Origin of the sequence: Streptomyces sp. E2N166 (assembly GCF_003671715.1) — a bacterium.
In the GTDB taxonomy this organism is placed as follows: Bacteria; Actinomycetota; Actinomycetes; order Streptomycetales; family Streptomycetaceae; genus Streptomyces; species Streptomyces thinghirensis.
On the sequence record NZ_RAIF01000032.1, the window covers coordinates 492,238 to 510,871 of the forward strand.

The following is an 18,634-nucleotide window of genomic DNA, read 5'->3' on the forward strand; positions in this document are numbered from 1 at the left end:
CCCCCGCCCCCGCACCCCGAACAGCCCCCGGCCTACCCGGCGGCACCGGGCGGCCCCGACCCCTTCGCGCTGGACCAGCTGGCCACCGACGCCGCCGCCCGCGCCCACGCCCTGCTCACCACGGGCCGTGACCCGGTCGGCGGGCTGACGCTGTGGCAGGACGCCGTGCGCCTCGCCGCGGCCCGCCCCGGTTCCGGCCTCACCGTCGGCACCCGAGCGCTCTACGCGTCCCTCGCGAAGGCCGCCGGCCGCGACACGGCGGACCTGGCGCGCGCCGTGGCCGCCTGGCGCCAGGGCGGACCGGACGGCCTCGACGTCCTGGAAGAGCCCTGGGACCCGCCGGCCGGCCGCTTCGACCGAGCCCGCCCGCTGCTGCTCGCCGCCGACCTCCCCGCCTTCCGCCCCTGGCGCAACCGCCTCACCCACCCCCGAGGTCACGTCCAGCTCAGGCTCGGCCGGGCAGGGCTCTGGTACGCCTACGAGTCGGAACCCGGCCGCGACGACTGGTGGCCGCGCGGCACCCCCGACCTCGACCCGGTCGGCGCCCTGACCGGTCTGGGCGGCCCCGGCGACCTCTGACCGACGGCCCCGCCGCCACCGCCCGCTGCCGGTAGGGCCGGCTTCAGCGGGTACCCGGACCACGCGCAGCTCAGGGGAGATGAGTGCTCATGGTCTCGCAGACCGTCTCGCGAACCGCGAAGGTCCCCTCGGGAGACGCCGGCCTGGACGGCGACCTGACGCTTCCCGCCGGGGCGCTGGGAGTGATTCTGTTCGCGCACGGCAGTGGCAGCTCACGGCTCAGCCCCCGCAACCGCGCGGTCGCCGCCGGTCTGCACCGGGCCGGATTCGGCACGCTGCTGCTGGACCTGCTGACCGAGGACGAGGAGCTTGAGGACGCCGCCACGGCACGGCACCGCTTCGACATCGTCTTGCTGACCCGGCGGCTGACGGACGCCGTCGACTGGCTGGAGCGGCGCCCGGACACCGCGGCGCTGTCCGTGGGCCTGTTCGGGGCGAGTACGGGAGCGGGGGCCGCGCTCGCGGCGGCCGCCGCGCGGCCGAACCGGGTCTCCGCCGTGGTGTCACGGGGCGGGCGGCCGGACCTGGCCGGCGACGTACTGCGTCTTGTCACGGCCCCGGTCCTGCTCGTCGTCGGTGGCGGCGACGCGGCGGTACTCGATCTCAACCGGAAGGCCGCCGAAGAGCTGTCGGCGCCCCACCGGATCCATGTCGTGCCGGGCGCCACGCACCTCTTCCCGGAAGCCGGCGCCTTGGCACAGGTCACGGAGGCCGCCGCCGGCTGGTTCCGTGACCACGTGCCCGAAAGCCTGACGTGACCACGTGCCCGAGCGACGTCAGCGACCAGCCGCAGCCGGCCCGCCACGGTTTCACCGGCATCCGGAGGGAAACCCCGGACAGTGGCGCACACTCTTCGCCTCGCGTGAGAAGGGCGGACACCAGGCCATGCGATTCCACGACCGCACGGAGGCCGGCCGGGAACTCGCCCTCCGGCTGACGGAGCGGGCGGCGAACGGCGAGTTCCCGGACACCGTCGTTCTCGCGCTGCCCCGAGGCGGTGTCCCCGTGGCCGCCCAGGTCGCGCGGGCACTCGATGCGCCGCTGGACGTGCTGGTCGTACGCAAGATCGGTCTTCCCGGCCGGCCGGAGGCGGGCATCGGCGCGATCGTGGGCGACGATCCGCCGCTGTTCGACCGACGGGCCCTGGAGATGCTCGGCCTGAGTGAACACCGCCTCGCCCCGGATGTGGAGCGCGAGCGCGCCGAACTGCACCGCCGTGCTCTGCTCTACCGGGGTGACCGGTCCGCGCCCGACGTCAGGGACCGGACCGTGATCCTCGTCGACGACGGCCTGGCCACCGGAGCCACCGCCCGCGCCGCCCTGCGGCACCTGCGTCGCCTGGCCCCCGCACGGTTGATCCTGGCGGTTCCCGTCGGTGCTGCCGAGTCCTGCGCCGAGATGCGCTCGGCGGCCGACGAGGTCGTCTGCCTGTACCAGCCGTCGGACTTCCAGGCGGTCGGCCTCTGGTACGAGGACTTCGAGCAGGTGAGCGACGACGAGGTGACCGGAACACTGCACGCACTCAGCGCCTCGACGCACGACAGCTGACGTACGGAGCCGGACCGCGCGGGGGGAACGTTCCGGAGCACGGTCTCCCCATACACTCCGGAGCCGAACCCGGACCATGGACCGCCGGCACACACGGCCCACGCCCACTCTGGTTGTTCCGTCCATGCCAGCAGGGGCATGGGCGCCGGATGATGCGCACACACCGATGACCAGGCACCTGGCATCGCTCCGAGAGCGCGTCCATCCTCCGGGAGGCAGCCGACATGGGACAGCCGCATCCTCCGCCCCGCGCCCCGAAGGGCCGCCACCTCCTCGAAGGCGTCCGCCGCTGGATCACCGCCGCGGCCGGCGCCCTCGCCCTGACCGCCGCACTGGTGGCCGCCGGTCCGCCGGCGTCCGCAGCCGGCCTGACCCAGGTCACCGGGTTCGGCACCAATCCCGGCAACCTGTCCATGTACGCGTACGTGCCCGACGCCCTGCCCGCCGGCGCGCCGCTCGTGATCGCCCTGCACGGCTGCACGCAGAGCGCGAACGACTACTACGCGCACTCGGGGTGGCCGAAGTTCGCCGACCGCTACGGCTTCGCGGCGGTCTTCCCCCAGACGAGCGGCGCGAACAACGCCAACTCCTGCTTCAACTGGTTCCAGCCGGGCGACAGCGCCCGCGGCCGTGGCGAGGCACTGTCGATCAAACAGATGGTGGACGAGGCGATCTCGCGGTACGGCAGCGACCCCGGACGCGTCTTCGTCACGGGTCTGTCGGCCGGCGGCGGCATGACGGCGAACATGCTCGCCGCCTACCCCGACGTCTTCGCGGGCGGCGCCGTCGACTCCGGACTGCCCGCTTCCTGTGCCGACGGCGTGACCGCGGCCTACACCTGCATGTACAGCCCGCCCGACAGGACGCCGGCACAGTGGGGGAACCTGGTGCGTTCCGCCGCTCCCGCGGGCACCACCTCCTGGCCGCGCGTGGCGATCTGGCAGGGCACCGCCGACACCACCGTACGGCCCGCCAACGCCACCGAGTTGCGCGACCAGTGGACCGACGTGTGGGGCACGGGCCAGACCCCCTCCCGTACCGAGAGCCTCCCCGGGGGCACCACGCGAAGCGTCTACGCCGACGCCGCCGGCCGGTCCGCGGTCGAGGTCTACTCGATCTCCGGCATGGCGCACGGGCTCGCGGTCGACCCCGGCAGCGGCGCCGAGCAGTGCGGCACCGCCGGCACCTACTACCTCGACACCATCTGCTCCAGCTACCACACGGCCGTCTTCTGGGGGCTGGACGGCGACGGTGGCGGCGAGGAGCCCGGGACGCTGCCCGCCCCCACGGGGCTGACCGTCACCGCGACCACCGGCTCCGCCGCCTCCCTGAGCTGGACCGGGGTCACCGGAGCTGCCTCGTACGCCGTCCTCCGCGACGGCACCGAGGTGGCGACCACGACGTCGACCACCTACACCGACACCGGCCTGACCGGCGGCACCGCGTACGACTACACCGTGGCCGCCGTCGACTCCGCGGGCGCGGCGGGCCCGGCCTCTTCCCCGGTCACCGCGACCACCGCCGGGTTCACGCCCACGTGCCACACGGCGAGCAACTACGCCCACACCGTCGCGGGAAGGGCCTACGCGGACGGCGGGTACGCCTACGCACAGGGCTCCGGACAGCCCATGGGCCTGTGGAACACGTTCACCACCCGCACCCTCCAGCAGACCTCACCCGGCCACTACGTGGTCGCGGACGCTGGATGCCCCGCCTGACCACCGTGCCGAACGGTCCGGACAGCCCACCGGGACCAGATTCGCATCACCACCTCTGGTCGAAGGCTCTTCGAGCCGTCCGAACGGCGTGCCGGCCGCGTAGCACGCACAGGCTCGTTCACGGCCGGGCGGCACTCACCCGCCACCCGGCCACCGAGCGAGCAGAGGGAGTGGGAGGCATGTTCGAGCAGGTGCGGCGCCGGCGGGCCGCGAGGCGGGTCACGCCCGAACCGAACCCGAACCGAACCCGAACCCGAACCCGAACCCGAACTGCGCCCCGCCGTCCGAGCGCACTCACTCCTCCGGAGACGAGAGCCACCTTGCGGCGCCGGTGACGCCTCGGCCCCGGAGTTCGGCGAGGCAGCCGCCGTTGCCGCGGGTCGGGCCCGCGAACAGTGCGGACGAGGGTGCGGGTCTCGCGTACGTGCCCCCTTGACCGCGATGGGACTAATCTGGCCCCGCCACCATCGATCAGGGAAATCGATTCCGTGGATAATAGTCATCCACGGCGGTGATTCCACCCGGTCAGCGCCGTTCAGTCAAGGGAAGAGCCGTGCAACTGAGCCGCCTGGACCTCAATCTCGTCGTCGCGCTGCGCGCCCTGCTGGAGGAGCGGAACGTCACCCGTGCCGGGCAGCGCGTCGGCCTCAGCCAGCCCGCGATGAGCGCCGCGCTGGCCCGGCTGCGCCGCCACTTCGACGACGATCTGCTCGCCCGTGTCGGCGGCCACTACGAGCTCACCGCCCTCGGACAAGTCCTTCTGGACCGCACCTCCACCGCCTACGACGTGCTCGAACGCCTCTTCGCCAGCCAGGCCGACTTCGACCCCGCCAAGGAGAGCCGCGAGTTCAAGCTCGTGGCGTCCGACTACGCCGTGGCCGTCTTCGGTACCGAACTCGCCCGTGTCGTGCACGAGGAGGCCCCCGGCATCCGGCTGCGCTTCGCGCAGACCCCGCCCACGGTGGTGGACGCCACGGACACGCTGCTGAGCACGACCGACGGCCTGCTCATGCCGCACGGCGTCATCAGCGACTTCCCCGCCACCGACCTCTACCAGGACCGCTGGGTCTTCCTCGTCGCCGACGACCACCCGAGCGTCGACGAGCACCTCACCCTGCACGACCTCGCCCGGCTGCCCTGGGTCACCTACCAGCGCACCTACGACGCCCCCGCCGTGCGCCAACTCGGCATGCTGGGCATCGAACCCCGGGTCGAGGTCTCCGTCGACAGCTTCCAACTGCTGCCTCTGCTGGTGGCCGGCACCGGGCGCATCGCCCTGATCCAGGCCCGCCTCGCCCGGCTGATGGAGCCGCTCGCCGCCGTGCGGGCCGTGGAGCCGCCGTACGAGGCGGTGCCGCTGCGGGAGGCGATGTGGTGGCACCCCGTGCACACGCACGACGCGGCCCACATCTGGCTACGGGAGACCGCCGCGCGAGTCGGCAGGCACATGGCGACGGTGAGCGAGCCTCGGACCGCCACCTGAGCGGGCAATGCTGGCTCCGAGTGGGGGCGTCCGGTGAAGACCTCTCGCCCGTCGGCGCGCCGGCTGGTGACTTCCGGGCGGCGCGCCGCGCGACCCGCTGACACCGCGTCCACCAAGCGTGCGGACCAACGGCACGCCTCAGTGCGGAATACTCTCCCGATGAGTTCACGCACTTCCCCGATCAGCCGGCCGATCAGGATTCGGAGGGCCGTTGCGCGGGATGCCAAACGGCTCACGCGGCTCGTGCGTGGCTCGGGCGCCTACGCGGGTAGGTACGCGGCAGCGGTCGCGGGCTACCGGGTCGGGCCCGACTACATCGAGGCCCACCGCGTCTTCGCGGCCGTCGGCGCCGACGAGCATGGAGGCCCGGTCCTCGGGTTCTACTCGCTCGTCATCGCTCCACCGGAGCTCGACCTGCTGTTCGTCGCCGACGAAGCGCAAGGACGGGGCATCGGACGGCTGCTCGTCGCGCACATGCAGTCCGAGGCCCGCGCCGCCGGGCTCGACCGTGTCAAGGTCCTGTCGCATCCTCCCGCCGAGGACTTCTACCACCGCGTAGGTGCGACGCGGATCGGGACAGCGCTCGCGAACCCGCCCGCCGTGCCGTGGGACCGTCCCGAATTCGAGTTTCGCATCACTTCCCAATGACGCGGTGTGCCGTTTCGCGGGCACCCGTCTTCGCCTGCACGGGGTGGCCAGCATGCAGAGCCGCTGGACGCCGTGCGCTCCGTCAGACCGGTGTTCGGTGGACGGGGTGCCAGTGCTCCAGCGCATCGTCCAGCGCGGGCGCCTCGGGGCTCCCGGAGCACGGTCGGGGAGCGGGCGTACTGAACGAAGTTTCGAAAGGGTGCGTGAACGCCGTGTCGCCGGGCACAAGGGCTATCGCACCGAGGTCCCGGCATTCGGAACTGGTCGGGATCTACCAACCAAGAGGCGAACTCAGGCCCTGTGAGGCTCATAGGCACACGCGCCTGAGTCGGAATCGACGATGAGGTATTGAAATGATCATTCTTGGGCTCATTCTGCTGATCATCGGCATGCTTGTCGGCATGGGTCTGCTGACGACGATCGGTGGCATCCTCATTCTGGTCGGCGCCATCTTGTGGATCCTGGGTGCGACCGGTCGCGCGGTCGGTGGACGCAAGCACTTCTTCTGAAGCCAGGGCGCCTCACCAACTCGTTGCGACGAGTGACTGTCCATGGCTCCTTACGCGTCGGAGAGTCCACACCGGGAGGAGCCTGTGGACCACTCGAGGCCGGGACGAGGTGAGAGCCCGGCCAGAGAGACGGGTGGGAACCAGGGTGGCCGGGGCCATACGCGGCCCCGGCCCTGTCTCATTGGCGAAGAGTCTGCCCCGAGCCGAGCCGGGCCGTGCCCGACGGTCGTCGAACGCAGAGCCTGAGTGCCCGCCCGACCGAGCTGAACGCCACGACTGACCGGTGCGGGGCGTGCGGGCTGGAAACTCGCACGGTCGACCAGGACGTGTCGGTCTCTTCTGCGAAGTCCGACGCTTCAGTTCTGTGGTTCTCCGGGGAGGAACGTCACCTGCGGGGCGCCCGTGCGCGGATGGACGGCTACTTCCGCCGCCACTCCGTAGACCTCGGCCAGAAGCCGCGGGGTGAGGATCTCGGCGGGTGGGCCGGAGGCGGTGACTTCGCCGGAGTGCAGTACGTAGAGGCGGTCGCAGTAGTAGGCGGCCAGGTTGAGGTCGTGCAGGGCGAGCAGCACGGTGGCGGGCAGGCGCCGCAAGGTGCCGAGCACGGACAGCTGATGGCGGATGTCGAGGTGGTTGGTGGGTTCGTCGAGGACGAGGAGGGTGGGCTGCTGGGCGAGAGCGCGTGCGATGAGGACGCGCTGACGCTCGCCGCCGGAGAGCCGGTCGAAGGGGCGGTCGGCCAGGTGGACGGCGTCGACCGCCAGAAGCGCGGAGTCGATGATCTCGGCGTCCTGGGGAGTGTCACCGGCGAGGAGCCGTTTGTGCGGGGTGCGGCCCATGGCCACGACCTCGCGGACGGCGAGATCGAAGTCGGCTGCCGAGTCCTGGACCACCGCCGCCACGGTGCGGGCCAGTTGCCGCACCGGCAGCGACCAGGCGTCACCTCCGTCGACGCGGACCTGACCGGTGTCGGGGCGCAGGACCCGGTAGACGGTGCGCAGGAGGCTGGACTTGCCGCTGCCGTTGGGGCCCACGAGCCCGATGGTCTCGCCCGGGCGGGCGGTCAGGGAGACGTCGCGCACCAGGTGGCGGGCTCCGGCGGTGAGCGTGACGCCGTCGACGCCCAGTTCGGTCGCGGTCATGCCACTCCTCGGTCGGTGCCGCCTCGGGCGTCGCGGCGCATCAGCCACAGGAAGAACGGTCCGCCGCACAGGGCCGTGAGGACACCGACGGGTATCTCCATCGGTGCGGCGACCGTCCGTGCCGCGATGTCGGCCCAGACGAGGAAGACCGCTCCGCCGAGTGCCGCCGTCGGCAGGACCCGGCGGTGGTCGCCGCCGACGAACAGGCGCACGATGTGGGGCATCATCAGGCCGACGAAGCCGATCGGTCCGGCCGCCGCGACCAGCACGCCCGTGACAAGGGAGAGCAGAACGAACAGCCGGGCGCGGAACCGGGCCACGTCCAGCCCCATGGTGGTCGCCGCTTCCTCGCCTGCCAGCAGCAGGTTCAGGTTGCGGGCCTGCGCCATGAGGACGCCGACACCGAGCAGCAGGCCCGTGCTCGGGAGCCACAGCGTGCTCCAGTTGACCCCGCCCAGGCCGCCGAGGGTCCAGGCGAGGACCGCGCGGGCCTCGTTGCCCCGGTCGGTGGTGAGCAGCAGCAGATCCAGGACCGCGGTGAGCACCGCCGCGATCGCCACCCCGGACAGCACCAGCCGCGACGAGGTGATGCGTCCGCCGGTGCGTGCGGTGGCGTAGACGAGCAGGAGCGCGCCCAGGGCGCCCACGAAGGCGGCCACCGACAGGGAGAGGGGCCCGAACAGGGTGACTCCGAACACGATCACCGATACCGCGCCGAGCGACGCTCCGGAGGAGACGCCGAGCAGGTAAGGCTCTGCGAGAGGGTTCCGCACCAGGGCCTGCAGCGCGGTGCCGATCACCGCCAGGCCGGCGCCGGTGACCACACCGAGCAGCACCCGCGGCGCCCGCACGTCCACCACGATGGTCTCCCGGGCCCTTGACCAGTCCGGATCCTGCCAGTCGGCGCCCAGCGCGTGCGTCACGATGCCCCACACCTGACCCGGCGGTACGTGCACGGAGCCGATCGCGAGGCCCGCCGTGGCGGAGACGACGAGCAACGCGCCGAGCACCAGCAGCGTGACGGCCAGCCGCGTACGGCCTGTTCCCGAGCCGGTGGCCTTCCGCCGTCGCACCGTCCGCTCGGCGGGCGCGCCGGTGGCGGCCTGGGTCACCGGAAGCTCTCCGGGTGCAGCCCGCGGGCCAGGTCCTCGACCGCGTAGGCCGAGCGGATGCCGACCAGGGTGGCGGTCAGCGGCAGGACGACGAACCGCTTGTTCCTGACGGCGGGTACGTCGGCGAGCGCGGGCTGGGAGAGCAGGAACTTCTTCTTCTCCTCGACGCTTCCGGCACCGGCGTAGTCATAGATGGCGATGACTTCCGGCTTGCGCGCGACGACCTGCTCCCAGGACACGTCACCGAAGACGTCGTCGAGGTCCGCGAAGACGTTCTCGCCGCCGGCCAGCCGGATCAGTTCGGTGCCCAGGCTCTTGCCGCCCGCGGTGAAGGCGCTCTTGTCGCCGCTGTCGTAGACGAAGACGGACACCTCGGGCTCGCCTTCGACCTTGCCGGCGGCCTTGCCGACGCGGCCTTCGAGGTCGGCGACCAGTTCGTCGGCTCGGTCCGGGACACCGAAGATCTTGCCGATGGTGCGGATCTCGTCGTAGGTGTCCTTCATCGTCACCCGCTTCTCGCCGCAGTACTCGCGGTTGAGGTAGGTGTCGATGCCGGCGTCGGCGAACGCCTTGCGGGAGCGGCCCTCCTTCTCGTCGAAGGCGCTGCCGTAGCCGCCGTAGACGAGGTCGGGTTCGGCGTCCAGGACGGTCTCGAAGGACGGTTCCCTCTCCGCCAGTTCCGGGACGGACTCGTAGTCCTTCTTCAGCTCGGGCAGGACGGCGGAGTCGGGGAAGGCCGTTCCGGCCAGGCGGTCCTTCAGGCCGAGGGCGAGCATGAGCTCGGCCGGGTGCTGGTGGATGGTGACCACCCGTGACGGCGGCCTGTCGTACGTCGTCTTCACACCGCAGTTGTCGATCGTGACCGGGAAGCCCGCGGGCACGGCCGCGCCGGCCTTCGCGTCCCCACCGCTCTCGTCGGACGAACCGCAGCCGGCGGTCAGCAGCACTGACGTGAGAGACACGGCAGCGGCCGTGGCACGAAGGAACCCGCGCGTGCGGGCAGGGGTGAACAGCTGGAACACGTGAAGCCTCCTGGAGTCCGCGCTCCTTGGGACGGGCCCGCGACGGACCAGTGTCCTGACTCCCGGATCGACGTTCCCTCCGCCTTCCCGCGCAGTGCGCAGTGGCATGTCGGAGGGGCGCTCCCCGGTCACAGTGGCGGGACCGTGCCGGATTCGCACCGGCTTCCTGTCTCCCGTCGCGGCGATGACCAGGTGATCCTACGTTCCTCCGAACCGGCGGCAAAAGGGCGTGCGGACCCGGCCGCACGCCCCGCGCCTTCGTCACGCTTCGCGCACCGCTTGCAGCACGAGCCGCTCGGCGTTCTCGTCGTAGGGGCGTCCGTCGAACCCGCCGAAGACCTCCACTCGGCCGAAACCCGCCTCCTCGGCCATCCGTCGCAGCTCCACCGCGCTGTACACGAACCACGTCAAGGTGGCACGCGTCACCCGATCCCCTCGGACCAGCACCCACTCGCTGCGCAGCCGCGCCCACTCGTCCAGCACGGAGTCGGTCTGCACCATCAGGTCGTCGCCCCGCCGCACCACCTTGGGCGGGGTGACCCTGCGGGCCAGGAGCTCCTTCCCGGCGAGGTCCAGGACGAGCGTGCCGCCGGGCGCCAGGCAGGTGTACATGGTGCGCAGCACGCGGGCGTTGTCGGCGGGGTCCTCGAAGTACCCGAAGGAGGTGAACATGTTGAGGACGACGTCGAAGCCGCCCGGCGCCTCGTACTCGCGTGCGTCGGCCTGTACGTACGTCACGTCGGCGCCGGCGTCGGCCGACCGCTTGCGTGCCCGGTCCAGCATGGCCGGGCTCAGGTCCACTCCGGTCACACGGTGCCCGCGGCGGGCGAGGGGCACGGTGAAGACGCCCGGCCCGCAGCACAGGTCCAGCACGCGTGATCCGCCGGGGAGGGCGAGCAGGGGAGAGGTGCCGAGCAGTTCCTCGGCCTGCTCGTAGCGCTGCTCGGAGAAGAGGAAGTCGTGGAACTCGGTCCAGAAGTCATCGTCCTGGAATCCGCCCGTTCGTGTCATCGCGCGTCAGTGCTCCTTCATGGTCGCCGTCGGAGACAGGGCGCTGCGCCGTGCGACGGCACAGCGTGAGCAGCAGAGGGGGAAGCAGCAGACACTGGGCGGCTGCCAGCAGCCAGAACCAGCCGGTGTGCCCGGCCCGATCGGCGAGGCCGTACAGCTGCCCGCCCAGCACCCCGCTCGCGCAGGCGCCCAGGCCCGCGGCCAGCCGCTGCTGACCGAAGACCACGGCGTCGGAACGCGGGCTGCGGCGCAGTGCCTCCAGGTCGTTCTTGAGGAACAGCACGATGTCGCCGAGGGTGATCAGCGCGCCGCCCGCCAGCAGTGCCGTCCGGGTGCCGGCCGCCAGCACGGCCAGTCCCGCCGCCAGGCCCGTGAACCCGACCGCGAGGGCGAGGGCGTACGGCATGCGCCGGATCAGGTCGGACGCGAACGGCTGTACGACGATGACCAGCGCGAAGCAGAGCAGCAGCACGATGCTGTAGAAGGCGCTGGAGGCGCGCTCGACGGCGTACACCGCCAGGAAGTGCTGGAAGTGGAAGTAGAGGTAGAAGGCCAGCGCGTTGGCGGCGAACGGCAGGAGTGCCACGCCGGCGAGAAGGCCCGTGCGGGCTGTTCCCTCCGACTTGGCGGGGTGCGTCACGCCGGTTCCGGGCACCCGTGCGTGTCCCGCTGTGACCGCGAGGAACAGCGCCGTGACGGCCGCGAACAGCCAGCCGGGCGAGGACAGGACGAACGGTCCGGCGATGAGCGGGCCGACCGCCATCCCGGCGTTGAGTGCCGCGTTGCCCGCCGACAGGAACGCCGGGCGGCGCTCGTCGTCGACGCCGTGCACGAGGTACGCCTTGTTGGCGGGCAGGTAGAGGGCGGCACCGCAGCACGTCAGGACCAGCGCCCAGATCGCGAGGGGCGGCCAGCGCAGGGCCAGCAGGAGCCCGGCGAAACCGGCGGTGCGTACGACGAGCGCCCACAGCATCGTGCGGCGCAGCCCGATCCGGTCCGCGAGGGCTCCGCCGACGATGCCGCCGGAGAACTGTACGAGCGATGCCACCGCCAGGACGACGCCGACCGTGCCGAGCCCCATCCCGAGCCGTTCGTGGAGGAACACCGACATGAACGGCAGGACCATGAAGCTGCCGAGCGGGATGAGGAACGAGCTGAGCAGGAGGAACCGCAGCGGTCCGGTGAGTGGGAACAGCGAGGCCCGCAGGCCCGGTCCCAGGGTGGTGCGCTCACCCACCGGGCGCCTCCCGGCCGGCCGGGTCGGGGAACGGGTCAGTGAGTACACGCAGGGCGCCGGCTGCGGCCACCGCGCGATGGGTGGCGAGTTCGGCGGTCTCGGCCTCGGCGTACACGATGCCCGCGTATCCACGGCTGTCACCCAGGTGCTCGATGCGGTCGCCGGCCTGCTTGACCGGGTACCAGGCGGGTGTTCCCGGCATGTCGGTGAGCCGGTCGAGCCCGGCGACCCCGGAGAACACGCCGGGGGCGGCCGGGTAGCCGAGAACGAAGGCGACGGCCGGACCGCCGGGAAGGTCGGCGTCCATGAGACCGGGGCGGCGACCGAGCGCGGCCTCGATCATCGCCTCGTACACGTTGACGCCGAGTGCCCGGCACAGGCCCTCCCCGACCAGCGCGCCCCCGATGCGGGGATTGACCTCCACCACTTCCGGGCCGTCGGCGGTCAGCACGAACTCCACGTGGGCGAACCGGTCGGTGTAGCCGATGGCGGCGAGCACCTGATCGAGCCACCGCTCCAGCGACGTCCGCTGCGGGCCCGGGAAGGCGACGGGAAAGGCGGTGATCTCCTCCCGGAAGTGCGGCTCCGGTGACATGAGCCGGCTGGAGACGCCCAGCAGTGTGGTGCGGCCGTCCCAGGTGAGCGTCTCGGCGCTGTACACCGGGCCGCTGAAGTAGGGCTCGGCGAACAGCCGCCCTTTCAGGTCCCGGCCGGACGCCCGCGCCAGCGCCGCGTCGAGTTCGCCCTCGTCACGGACCAGCCACACGTTCTGGCTCCCGGTGCCCGCGGTGTCCTTGAGTACGAGCGGCAGACCCGCCTCCTTGAGCAGCAGCCCGCGTGCGTCACGGTCCGGGTCGGCGCTTTCGACGGCCCGTGCGCGAGTGAGACCCGCGTCGTGCAGCCTGTTGCGTACGGCGGCCTTGTCCCGGGTCAGCCGCAGGACGGCTGGATCGAGCCCCGGCAGGCCGAGGCGTTCGGCGAGAGCGGCGCCGGTCAGAGTCCAGGTGTCGGTGGAACTGATCAGGCCACGCAGTCCCGGGGCGCGCCGGAGCAGAACGGCAACCCGCTCCACGTCGAAGGTGTCGGTCACAACGACGTCGAGGGCGTCGGTTGGCAGCCGGTCCAGTTCGTAGGCGTAGTAGGCGGGGTCCCGAGTGAGGAGCAGCAGGCGCTCACCGAGCTTGTCGGCGGCTCGGACCAGATGGCCGAGGCCGAAGGTCAGTGACTCCAGGCAGGCCACGGTCATACGGCACTCTCCGTCCAGCTCGCCGGGCAGGTCTCGCGCTGCCACGTCATCCTCGACCAGGGCATGGCCATCTCCTGTGGGCCGCGGACCTCGAGGGGCTTCAGCGCGGCCGGGTCCAGGGCCTCGGCGTGCCGGGCGAACACACGCTCCACGTAGCGGTGTCCGGTGTCGGCCCCTATCACCAGGTGCAGCCGGTCGGGGTGGCGGCGAGCCTCGTACGTCGCCGTCAGGTAGCCGGCGCCGGTGGACAGTCCGGCGAACACCGCGTGTTCGCGCAGCAGGGCGACAGCACCGGACATGGCGTGGGTGAAGTCCAGCCAGTGCACGGTGTCGTAGAGACGATGGCGGACGTTGTCGAAGACGATCGACGATCCGATGCCGGCGATGATCGCCTCGGGATCGTGATGGTCCTGGCTGCCGAAGGTGACGCTGCCGAAGGGCTGGACGCCTACCAGACGCACGGAGGGGTCCCTGGTGCGCAGGCGTTCCACGATGCCGCCGGTCGAGGCTCCGGAACCCACACCGCCGACGACGGTCAGCGGTGCGGCCGGGACCTCCGCCGCGATCCGGTCGGCGACCTCTTGGTAGCCGAGGTAGTGGACGTCGTCGTGGTACTGGCGCATCCAGTGGTGGCCGGGACGCTCGGCGAGGATTTCGCGCACCCGTCGCACCCGGAGTTCCTGGTCGAGTTCGAGGTTCCGCGACGGTCTGACCTGTTCCACCGTGGCGCCGAGGATCTCCAGCTGGGCGAGGGTGGTGGCGTCGACGGTGGTGGACGCGACGATGTGGCACCGCATGCCGTACCGGTGGCAGGCCAGGGCGAGGGCGTAGGCGTAGATGCCGCTGGAGCTGTCGATCAGGGTCTGGCCCGGACGGACCGTGCCCCGCTCCAGCAGATGACGGACGGCGGCCAGGGCCGAGTAGATCTTCATCGACTCGAACCTCAGCAGGACCAGCCCGTCGGTGAGCCGGACGAGGTCCGGGGCTTTCAGGGCGTCGGCGATGTGGGGGTGGATCACCCGTAGCCTCCTTGGGCGAAGGTGCACTGGTGGCCGAGCGAGTGGAAGAACGCGGAGAGTTCGGACTTGACCTCGGCCCGTGGGCGTACGCCGAAGAGATAGCCGGCCAGGCAGCCGGTGTGGGCGACGAAGACGCCATCGGCGCCGAACCGCTCACGATGGGCCTGCAGGCTGCCGAAGGTCGCCTTGGGCAGCACCTCCTGGGACAACGTGGCGCTGACCGTCGCGGCACGGGCCACGGCGGCCGGGTCGCCCGAGTCGAAGCCCTTCAGCAGGTCGGTCAGGCACCGCTGGTACTCGTCGCCGCGCCGCCGGTAGTGGTCCAGGAGCAGGGGTGTGACGGCGGCGGTGTCCACCGTGCCAGGTTCGGTGGCGTAGGCGGTGTGGAAGCCGATATCCGGGCCCAGCCGCCGCACCACCCGGTGCCGCCCACTGAGATACAGGGCGAACTCGTCGAGGAAGACACTGTCGGCGCGCTCGATGTCCGCCAGGATGCCGATGACCACGTGCACGTCGTACGGCAGGGAGAAGACGCGGAACAGACAGCGCAGCGTCGCCACGATGTCCGCTGTCGAACTGGCCATACCCACACCCACCGGCAGTTCGGAGTGGGTGCGCCACTCGCCCGGGGGCATGGCGAGGCCGTAACGGTCCAGGAAGAGCCGGGCCGCTTCCACCGATTTCTCCCCGAGCGGCGGCGTATGCGGTGTGGAACCGGCCGCCGTCCTCGGAGTGAAGTACACCCAGGAGTGACGGTTCACGGGAAAGGACACCACCGCGATCTCCGGATCGGTGCCCGCTCGCAACGGGCCCTGGTACAGCTCGCCCAGAGTGCCATGGCAGACACCGGACACGGTGCTGCGGGGCAAGTCCCGCTCCTGCGGGACGCCCGAGACGGGTCCGAGGACCGTCTGTCCCGGTCCGTCGGACGACACGTCGACCCGGGGCCGGAAGGACCGATCCGAAGCGGCTGTGTCCCGCACACCATCCTCCTTCGTATCGGGCCTGAACACCGACAGGGAAGGAGGCGCGGCCACACGCACGACGTACGACCGCCCATACCGCCGACCCAGTCCACGAGGTCACGTGCACAGCCCGCGGGGGACGCGGGCGCAGTGGCAGGTCTTCGGACTCGCGGGCACGTCCGCCTGAAGGGCGGACACCTACCGGCCGTCTCTTCCCCGGCCCTGACGCGGGCCCAGTGACATCGACGGCTTCCGTTCCCACTCACCGCTGCGGGACAGCCCCGGATTCGCACCGGGTTCCCTCTTGCGTCGCGCCACCGGGCGTCCGGGTGGACGGGAGGCGCGAACCGACTGCGTGCATCAGCGTAGGGGCGCTCGCATTCCTGCGACAGTGGGCCTTCGGCGGTTGTCTCGAATGTGGAGGGGAGGCAGAACCAGGTGTGTCCCGTGTGCAGTTGTCGTGGCGGCTCTGGCTGGATATGACCTCTGAGGATCGCTGCCCCATCAGCCAGACTTGTTGTCTCACGACACATGCGCACCGTTGCCGCGGTGGCCCGTGCCCGGGAGGCCCCTGATGACGTCAGAAGCGAGGCCGGACGAGGACGCGGCAGTAGCGCCGCCCGGGCGAGGGCGGCCTCCCGCCGATCGTGTCGCTCTGCGCGGTGATCTGCGGTCGGCCCTGCCCGACGCCACCGCGGCGGTGGCGGTCACGGGGCTCGTGTTCGCGTTCCTGTGGATGCGCATGGAGTCGGGTGCTTCGGACACGGTCGCGGTCATGCCGTTCATGGACGACGCCGGCACCTACTGGATGTACCTGCTCAGCCAGGCGTTCGGGTGGTCGGGGCTGCTGTGGGCGTGGGGAACGGTCATGCTCGGTCTCTTGCTGTCGGGACCACGGCCCACCCGGCTGCCGGTCTCCCGGCAGGTACTGGAGCGCTGGCACCGCACCACGAGTCTGACGACGATGGCGCTGATGTTCGCGCACGCGCTGATGTTCGCGGCGGAACTCGTGCGCTACGAGACGAAGGTGGACTGGGCCGAGCGGCTGTGGGTGGGCTTCGCCGACAGCTTCGTGCCCGGCTGGTACGACTCCGGAACCGGCCGGATCGCCATCCCGCTCGGACAGGGCGCCCTGTACCTCGCGATTCCGCTGGGGCTGCTGTTCTACGTCCGGCACCGCATCGGAGCGAACACCTGGCGCCGGCTGCACCGCTTCGTGATCGTCGTGTACGTGCTGAGCGTGTGGCACACGCTGCTGTACGGCACCAACGTCTGGTACGGGGAGTGGCCGCGCACCGTCCTGTGGCTGCTGCAGATACCCGTTGGCGCACTGCTGTTGATCCGTCTGCTGAGACCTGCTCGGCGGGCCGAAAGGCTGGGACCGCCGAAGGGAGGCGTGGGCGCGGCCCGCCCGGCCTGGTGGGCGCGTGCGGTCGGACGCGTCGTCGCCGGAGCCGTCATTGTCGGGCTGGTCATCGTGGTGGTGTCCGGCCGTGACGGCGGACGGGACCGCCCGGCCCATCCGCCCGAGACGGCCCCGCACTCCCAGGAGACGGACTGACGGCCGGCACCGGACGGTCGGCACGGTGTCCCGGGGTGGGATGATGGCCGGCGACAAGGCGACGGCGGACGAGGAAGCCGGTGTGAATCCGGCGCGGTCCCGCCACTGTGATCGGCGAGCGCGTCCCGACAGGCCACTGCCCGGCAACGGGTGGGAAGGCCGGGACGAGCATCGACCCGAGAGCCAGGAGACTCACGCGGTCGCCTCCTCGACGGACCACCGGGGCGGATCTCCCCGGAGAGAGGGACGGCACCGCATGCCCGCAACGCCGACCGGACGAACGACTCACGACGCGAGGACCGAAGCGGGGGCCGGCAACGTGCCGTGCCGCATCGTCGTGTGCCGCGACTGCTGCTGCGGCAGCCCCAAAGTGACCGGCGTCGACCACGCCGCCCAGACCGAACGCCTGCGCACCGCGGCACCGGTACGCGTCTCCGACTGCCTCGACGTCTGCGACCAGGCCAACGTCATCGTCGTACTGCCTTCCGCCGAGGGCCGGGCCGCCGGTGCCCGTCCCGTCTGGCTGGGGCTGGTCAACGACCCGGACGCGACCGAGGACATCGCCGCCTGGGCACGCGCGGGCGGACCGGGCGTCGCACCTCTGCCGGACATCCTCGACCTGTACGCCATAACGCCGCCGCGGCGACGGCGTACGGCCTCCTGACCGTACGGACGGAGAGTCGGAGGGAGGAGGACGGGAACCGTGCACGGAGCCCGGGCCTCGACGACGTCCGTCGCCGCCGCCCTGCACGACGTGGCCGGCCTCGGCGGCTTCTTCGCCCTACGGGTCGGCGGACCGGACGACGGCTGGCACCCGGTCGCACGCTCCTACGCGGCGGGTTTCACCGACCTCGCCGCAGCCGTCGCACGCCGTCACCGCACTCCGGAGCCGCGCGTCGCCGTATCCATCGCCCAGCTCGGGCACGCCGCCCGCCTCTGGTCACCGGCCCTGGCCTGCGTCGTCCTGCACGGGATAGTCCCCGACTTGGAAGGGTTGCAGCGGGCCGACGACGGACCGGCCGTCCGGGTGCCCCGCCCGGTCGGCCGGTACGCCGGCCGGTCGGGTGGCGGTCCCGTCCGCGCCCTGTACGAGCAGGTGACGGATCATCTGTCGGCACTGGCCGACGGACTGCGTGTCAAAGTCGCCCCGCGTCTGCTCGACGGCAATTCGGCGTCGGCGCTCGCCGGGGCGGCCCACGCCCTGCACGCACTCCGTCCCGCCGAACGCGGACCGCTCACCGACCTCACGACCGCGCTGCTGGACACCGGACGCCTGGCGGGCACCGGTGTACTCACCCGATCCGACCTCTCGTTCCGCCGCCGGAGTTGCTGCCTCTACTACCGTGCGCCGAACGGCTCGAAGTGCGGTGACTGCGGGCTGGCCGGAGGTGTGCCGCGCCGAGGCTCGAGGTGAGGTAACGCTGTCTCCGCCCGGCCGACGGGGCGACGGAGGCTGTGGCACACCTTGATCACGACGGCGCTGTGGCACGGGGCGGGGCAGGCCGGTGCGCGGCAGTACCGCGGCCGCCTCAGTGGTTGGCACGCGCGGGCAGTTGATGTCCACGCACGGAACGGTCCGCACATGGGCAGTTGGCAGGTCCTCGGACTTGTGAGCACGCTCTCCTTGCCGGAGGACACCTACTGGCGGCCGTCGCTTTCCGGGCGGCCCGTACGTCGGACCCAGTGCGAATGACGGCGGTCGTCCCCGCTTACCGCTGCGGGGCAGTCCCGGATTCCCGACGGTTCCCTCTCGCGACGCATCCCGCCTGGCGGACGGGGCGAACCAGCTGCACGGGCCACCGTACGGCCGGATTCACGGTGCCGTTCCTGGGCC

17 protein-coding genes, 1 pseudogene and 4 riboswitches are annotated in these 18,634 nt (G+C 71.6%); of the genes and pseudogenes, 10 read left to right on the forward strand and 8 right to left on the reverse strand.

The window, feature by feature from the left end; all coding sequences use genetic code 11:
* The 7 genes and pseudogenes from EBH09_RS29345 to EBH09_RS29375 all read left to right on the forward strand — a co-directional run.
* Positions 1-579: pseudogene (locus tag EBH09_RS29345) on the forward strand (hypothetical protein); the annotation flags it as partial.
* An 89-nt stretch (positions 580-668) separates the two neighbouring features.
* Positions 669-1,337 (forward strand): dienelactone hydrolase family protein, encoded by a 669-nt coding sequence (locus tag EBH09_RS29350; RefSeq protein ID WP_121749932.1) that lies wholly within the window; start codon positions 669-671, stop codon positions 1,335-1,337.
* A 127-nt stretch (positions 1,338-1,464) separates the two neighbouring features.
* Positions 1,465-2,127 carry a phosphoribosyltransferase gene (locus EBH09_RS29355; protein ID WP_121749933.1) on the forward strand — a complete coding sequence of 221 codons (663 nt, stop codon included), beginning with the start codon at positions 1,465-1,467 and terminating at the stop codon, positions 2,125-2,127.
* 224 nt (positions 2,128-2,351) lie between these two features.
* Positions 2,352-3,845, forward strand: a complete 1,494-nt coding sequence (locus EBH09_RS29360) for a PHB depolymerase family esterase (protein ID WP_121749934.1) — start codon at positions 2,352-2,354, stop codon at positions 3,843-3,845.
* A 553-nt stretch (positions 3,846-4,398) separates the two neighbouring features.
* On the forward strand, positions 4,399-5,328 hold the full coding sequence (locus tag EBH09_RS29365) for a LysR family transcriptional regulator (RefSeq protein ID WP_121749935.1): 930 nt from the start codon (positions 4,399-4,401) through the stop codon (positions 5,326-5,328).
* A 159-nt stretch (positions 5,329-5,487) separates the two neighbouring features.
* Complete coding sequence (locus EBH09_RS29370) at positions 5,488-5,976, forward strand: GNAT family N-acetyltransferase (protein ID WP_193776603.1); 489 nt, start codon at positions 5,488-5,490, stop codon at positions 5,974-5,976.
* A gap of 353 nt (positions 5,977-6,329) precedes the next feature.
* On the forward strand, positions 6,330-6,485 hold the full coding sequence (locus tag EBH09_RS29375) for a hypothetical protein (RefSeq protein ID WP_093436216.1): 156 nt from the start codon (positions 6,330-6,332) through the stop codon (positions 6,483-6,485).
* A 356-nt stretch (positions 6,486-6,841) separates the two neighbouring features.
* Here the strand turns inward: EBH09_RS29375 and EBH09_RS29380 are convergent, their stop codons facing one another.
* From EBH09_RS29380 to EBH09_RS29415, 8 genes are all read right to left on the reverse strand, one after another.
* Positions 6,842-7,627: an ABC transporter ATP-binding protein gene (locus EBH09_RS29380; protein ID WP_121749937.1), complete on the reverse strand. Its 786-nt coding sequence runs from the start codon at positions 7,625-7,627 to the stop codon at positions 6,842-6,844.
* Complete coding sequence (locus tag EBH09_RS29385; RefSeq protein WP_238697565.1) at positions 7,624-8,700, reverse strand: iron ABC transporter permease; 1,077 nt, start codon at positions 8,698-8,700, stop codon at positions 7,624-7,626. The genes EBH09_RS29380 and EBH09_RS29385 overlap by 4 nt, the downstream gene beginning before the upstream one ends.
* Before the next feature lie 35 nt (positions 8,701-8,735).
* Positions 8,736-9,761, reverse strand: coding sequence for an ABC transporter substrate-binding protein (locus EBH09_RS29390; RefSeq protein ID WP_121749939.1), 1,026 nt, complete (start codon positions 9,759-9,761; stop codon positions 8,736-8,738).
* 48 nt (positions 9,762-9,809) lie between these two features.
* Positions 9,810-9,931: riboswitch (cobalamin riboswitch) on the reverse strand.
* A gap of 91 nt (positions 9,932-10,022) precedes the next feature.
* Positions 10,023-10,772, reverse strand: a complete 750-nt coding sequence (locus EBH09_RS29395) for a class I SAM-dependent methyltransferase (protein ID WP_121749940.1) — start codon at positions 10,770-10,772, stop codon at positions 10,023-10,025.
* Positions 10,741-12,009 carry an MFS transporter gene (locus EBH09_RS29400; RefSeq protein WP_121749941.1) on the reverse strand — a complete coding sequence of 423 codons (1,269 nt, stop codon included), beginning with the start codon at positions 12,007-12,009 and terminating at the stop codon, positions 10,741-10,743. The genes EBH09_RS29395 and EBH09_RS29400 overlap by 32 nt, the downstream gene beginning before the upstream one ends.
* Entirely contained in the window at positions 12,002-13,255 is a 1,254-nt protein-coding gene (locus EBH09_RS29405; RefSeq protein WP_121749942.1) for an ATP-grasp domain-containing protein, read from the reverse strand. Before EBH09_RS29405 ends, EBH09_RS29400 begins: the two co-directional genes overlap by 8 nt.
* Entirely contained in the window at positions 13,252-14,274 is a 1,023-nt protein-coding gene (locus EBH09_RS29410) for a cysteine synthase family protein (RefSeq protein ID WP_121749943.1), read from the reverse strand. The genes EBH09_RS29405 and EBH09_RS29410 overlap by 4 nt, the downstream gene beginning before the upstream one ends.
* The gene (locus EBH09_RS29415) at positions 14,271-15,143 is read right to left on the reverse strand and encodes a hypothetical protein (protein ID WP_121751064.1); all 873 of its coding nucleotides are present in this window, start codon (positions 15,141-15,143) and stop codon (positions 14,271-14,273) included. The genes EBH09_RS29410 and EBH09_RS29415 overlap by 4 nt, the downstream gene beginning before the upstream one ends.
* 248 nt (positions 15,144-15,391) lie before the next feature.
* Positions 15,392-15,558, reverse strand: a riboswitch (cobalamin riboswitch).
* Between the two features lie 255 nt (positions 15,559-15,813).
* Between EBH09_RS29415 and EBH09_RS29420 the strand changes: the two genes are divergently transcribed.
* From EBH09_RS29420 to EBH09_RS29430, 3 genes are all read left to right on the forward strand, one after another.
* The gene (locus tag EBH09_RS29420) at positions 15,814-16,800 is read left to right on the forward strand and encodes a ferric reductase-like transmembrane domain-containing protein (protein WP_121749944.1); all 987 of its coding nucleotides are present in this window, start codon (positions 15,814-15,816) and stop codon (positions 16,798-16,800) included.
* Positions 16,801-16,868: 68 nt separating this feature from the next.
* A riboswitch (cobalamin riboswitch) is annotated at positions 16,869-16,994 on the forward strand.
* A gap of 62 nt (positions 16,995-17,056) precedes the next feature.
* Positions 17,057-17,464 (forward strand): (2Fe-2S) ferredoxin domain-containing protein, encoded by a 408-nt coding sequence (locus tag EBH09_RS29425; protein WP_238697469.1) that lies wholly within the window; start codon positions 17,057-17,059, stop codon positions 17,462-17,464.
* Positions 17,465-17,503: 39 nt separating this feature from the next.
* Positions 17,504-18,214, forward strand: a complete 711-nt coding sequence (locus tag EBH09_RS29430) for a (2Fe-2S)-binding protein (protein WP_121749946.1) — start codon at positions 17,504-17,506, stop codon at positions 18,212-18,214.
* Between the two features lie 160 nt (positions 18,215-18,374).
* Positions 18,375-18,603, reverse strand: a riboswitch (cobalamin riboswitch).
* Positions 18,604-18,634 lie beyond the last annotated feature (31 nt).

What these genes read in the sequence shown, in the direction of transcription:
- EBH09_RS29350 (WP_121749932.1), top strand. Translation starts at nt 669, where the DNA reads ATGGTCTCGCAGACCGTCTCGCGAACCGCGAAGGTCCCCTCGGGAGAC.
- EBH09_RS29355 (WP_121749933.1), top strand. Translation starts at nt 1,465, where the DNA reads ATGCGATTCCACGACCGCACGGAGGCCGGCCGGGAACTCGCCCTCCGG.
- EBH09_RS29360 (WP_121749934.1), top strand. Translation starts at nt 2,352, where the DNA reads ATGGGACAGCCGCATCCTCCGCCCCGCGCCCCGAAGGGCCGCCACCTC.
- EBH09_RS29370 (WP_193776603.1), top strand. Translation starts at nt 5,488, where the DNA reads ATGAGTTCACGCACTTCCCCGATCAGCCGGCCGATCAGGATTCGGAGG.
- EBH09_RS29375 (WP_093436216.1), top strand. Translation starts at nt 6,330, where the DNA reads ATGATCATTCTTGGGCTCATTCTGCTGATCATCGGCATGCTTGTCGGC.
- EBH09_RS29380 (WP_121749937.1), bottom strand. Translation starts at nt 7,627, where the DNA reads ATGACCGCGACCGAACTGGGCGTCGACGGCGTCACGCTCACCGCCGGA.
- EBH09_RS29395 (WP_121749940.1), bottom strand. Translation starts at nt 10,772, where the DNA reads ATGACACGAACGGGCGGATTCCAGGACGATGACTTCTGGACCGAGTTC.
- EBH09_RS29405 (WP_121749942.1), bottom strand. Translation starts at nt 13,255, where the DNA reads ATGACCGTGGCCTGCCTGGAGTCACTGACCTTCGGCCTCGGCCATCTG.
- EBH09_RS29420 (WP_121749944.1), top strand. Translation starts at nt 15,814, where the DNA reads ATGACGTCAGAAGCGAGGCCGGACGAGGACGCGGCAGTAGCGCCGCCC.
- EBH09_RS29425 (WP_238697469.1), top strand. Translation starts at nt 17,057, where the DNA reads ATGCCCGCAACGCCGACCGGACGAACGACTCACGACGCGAGGACCGAA.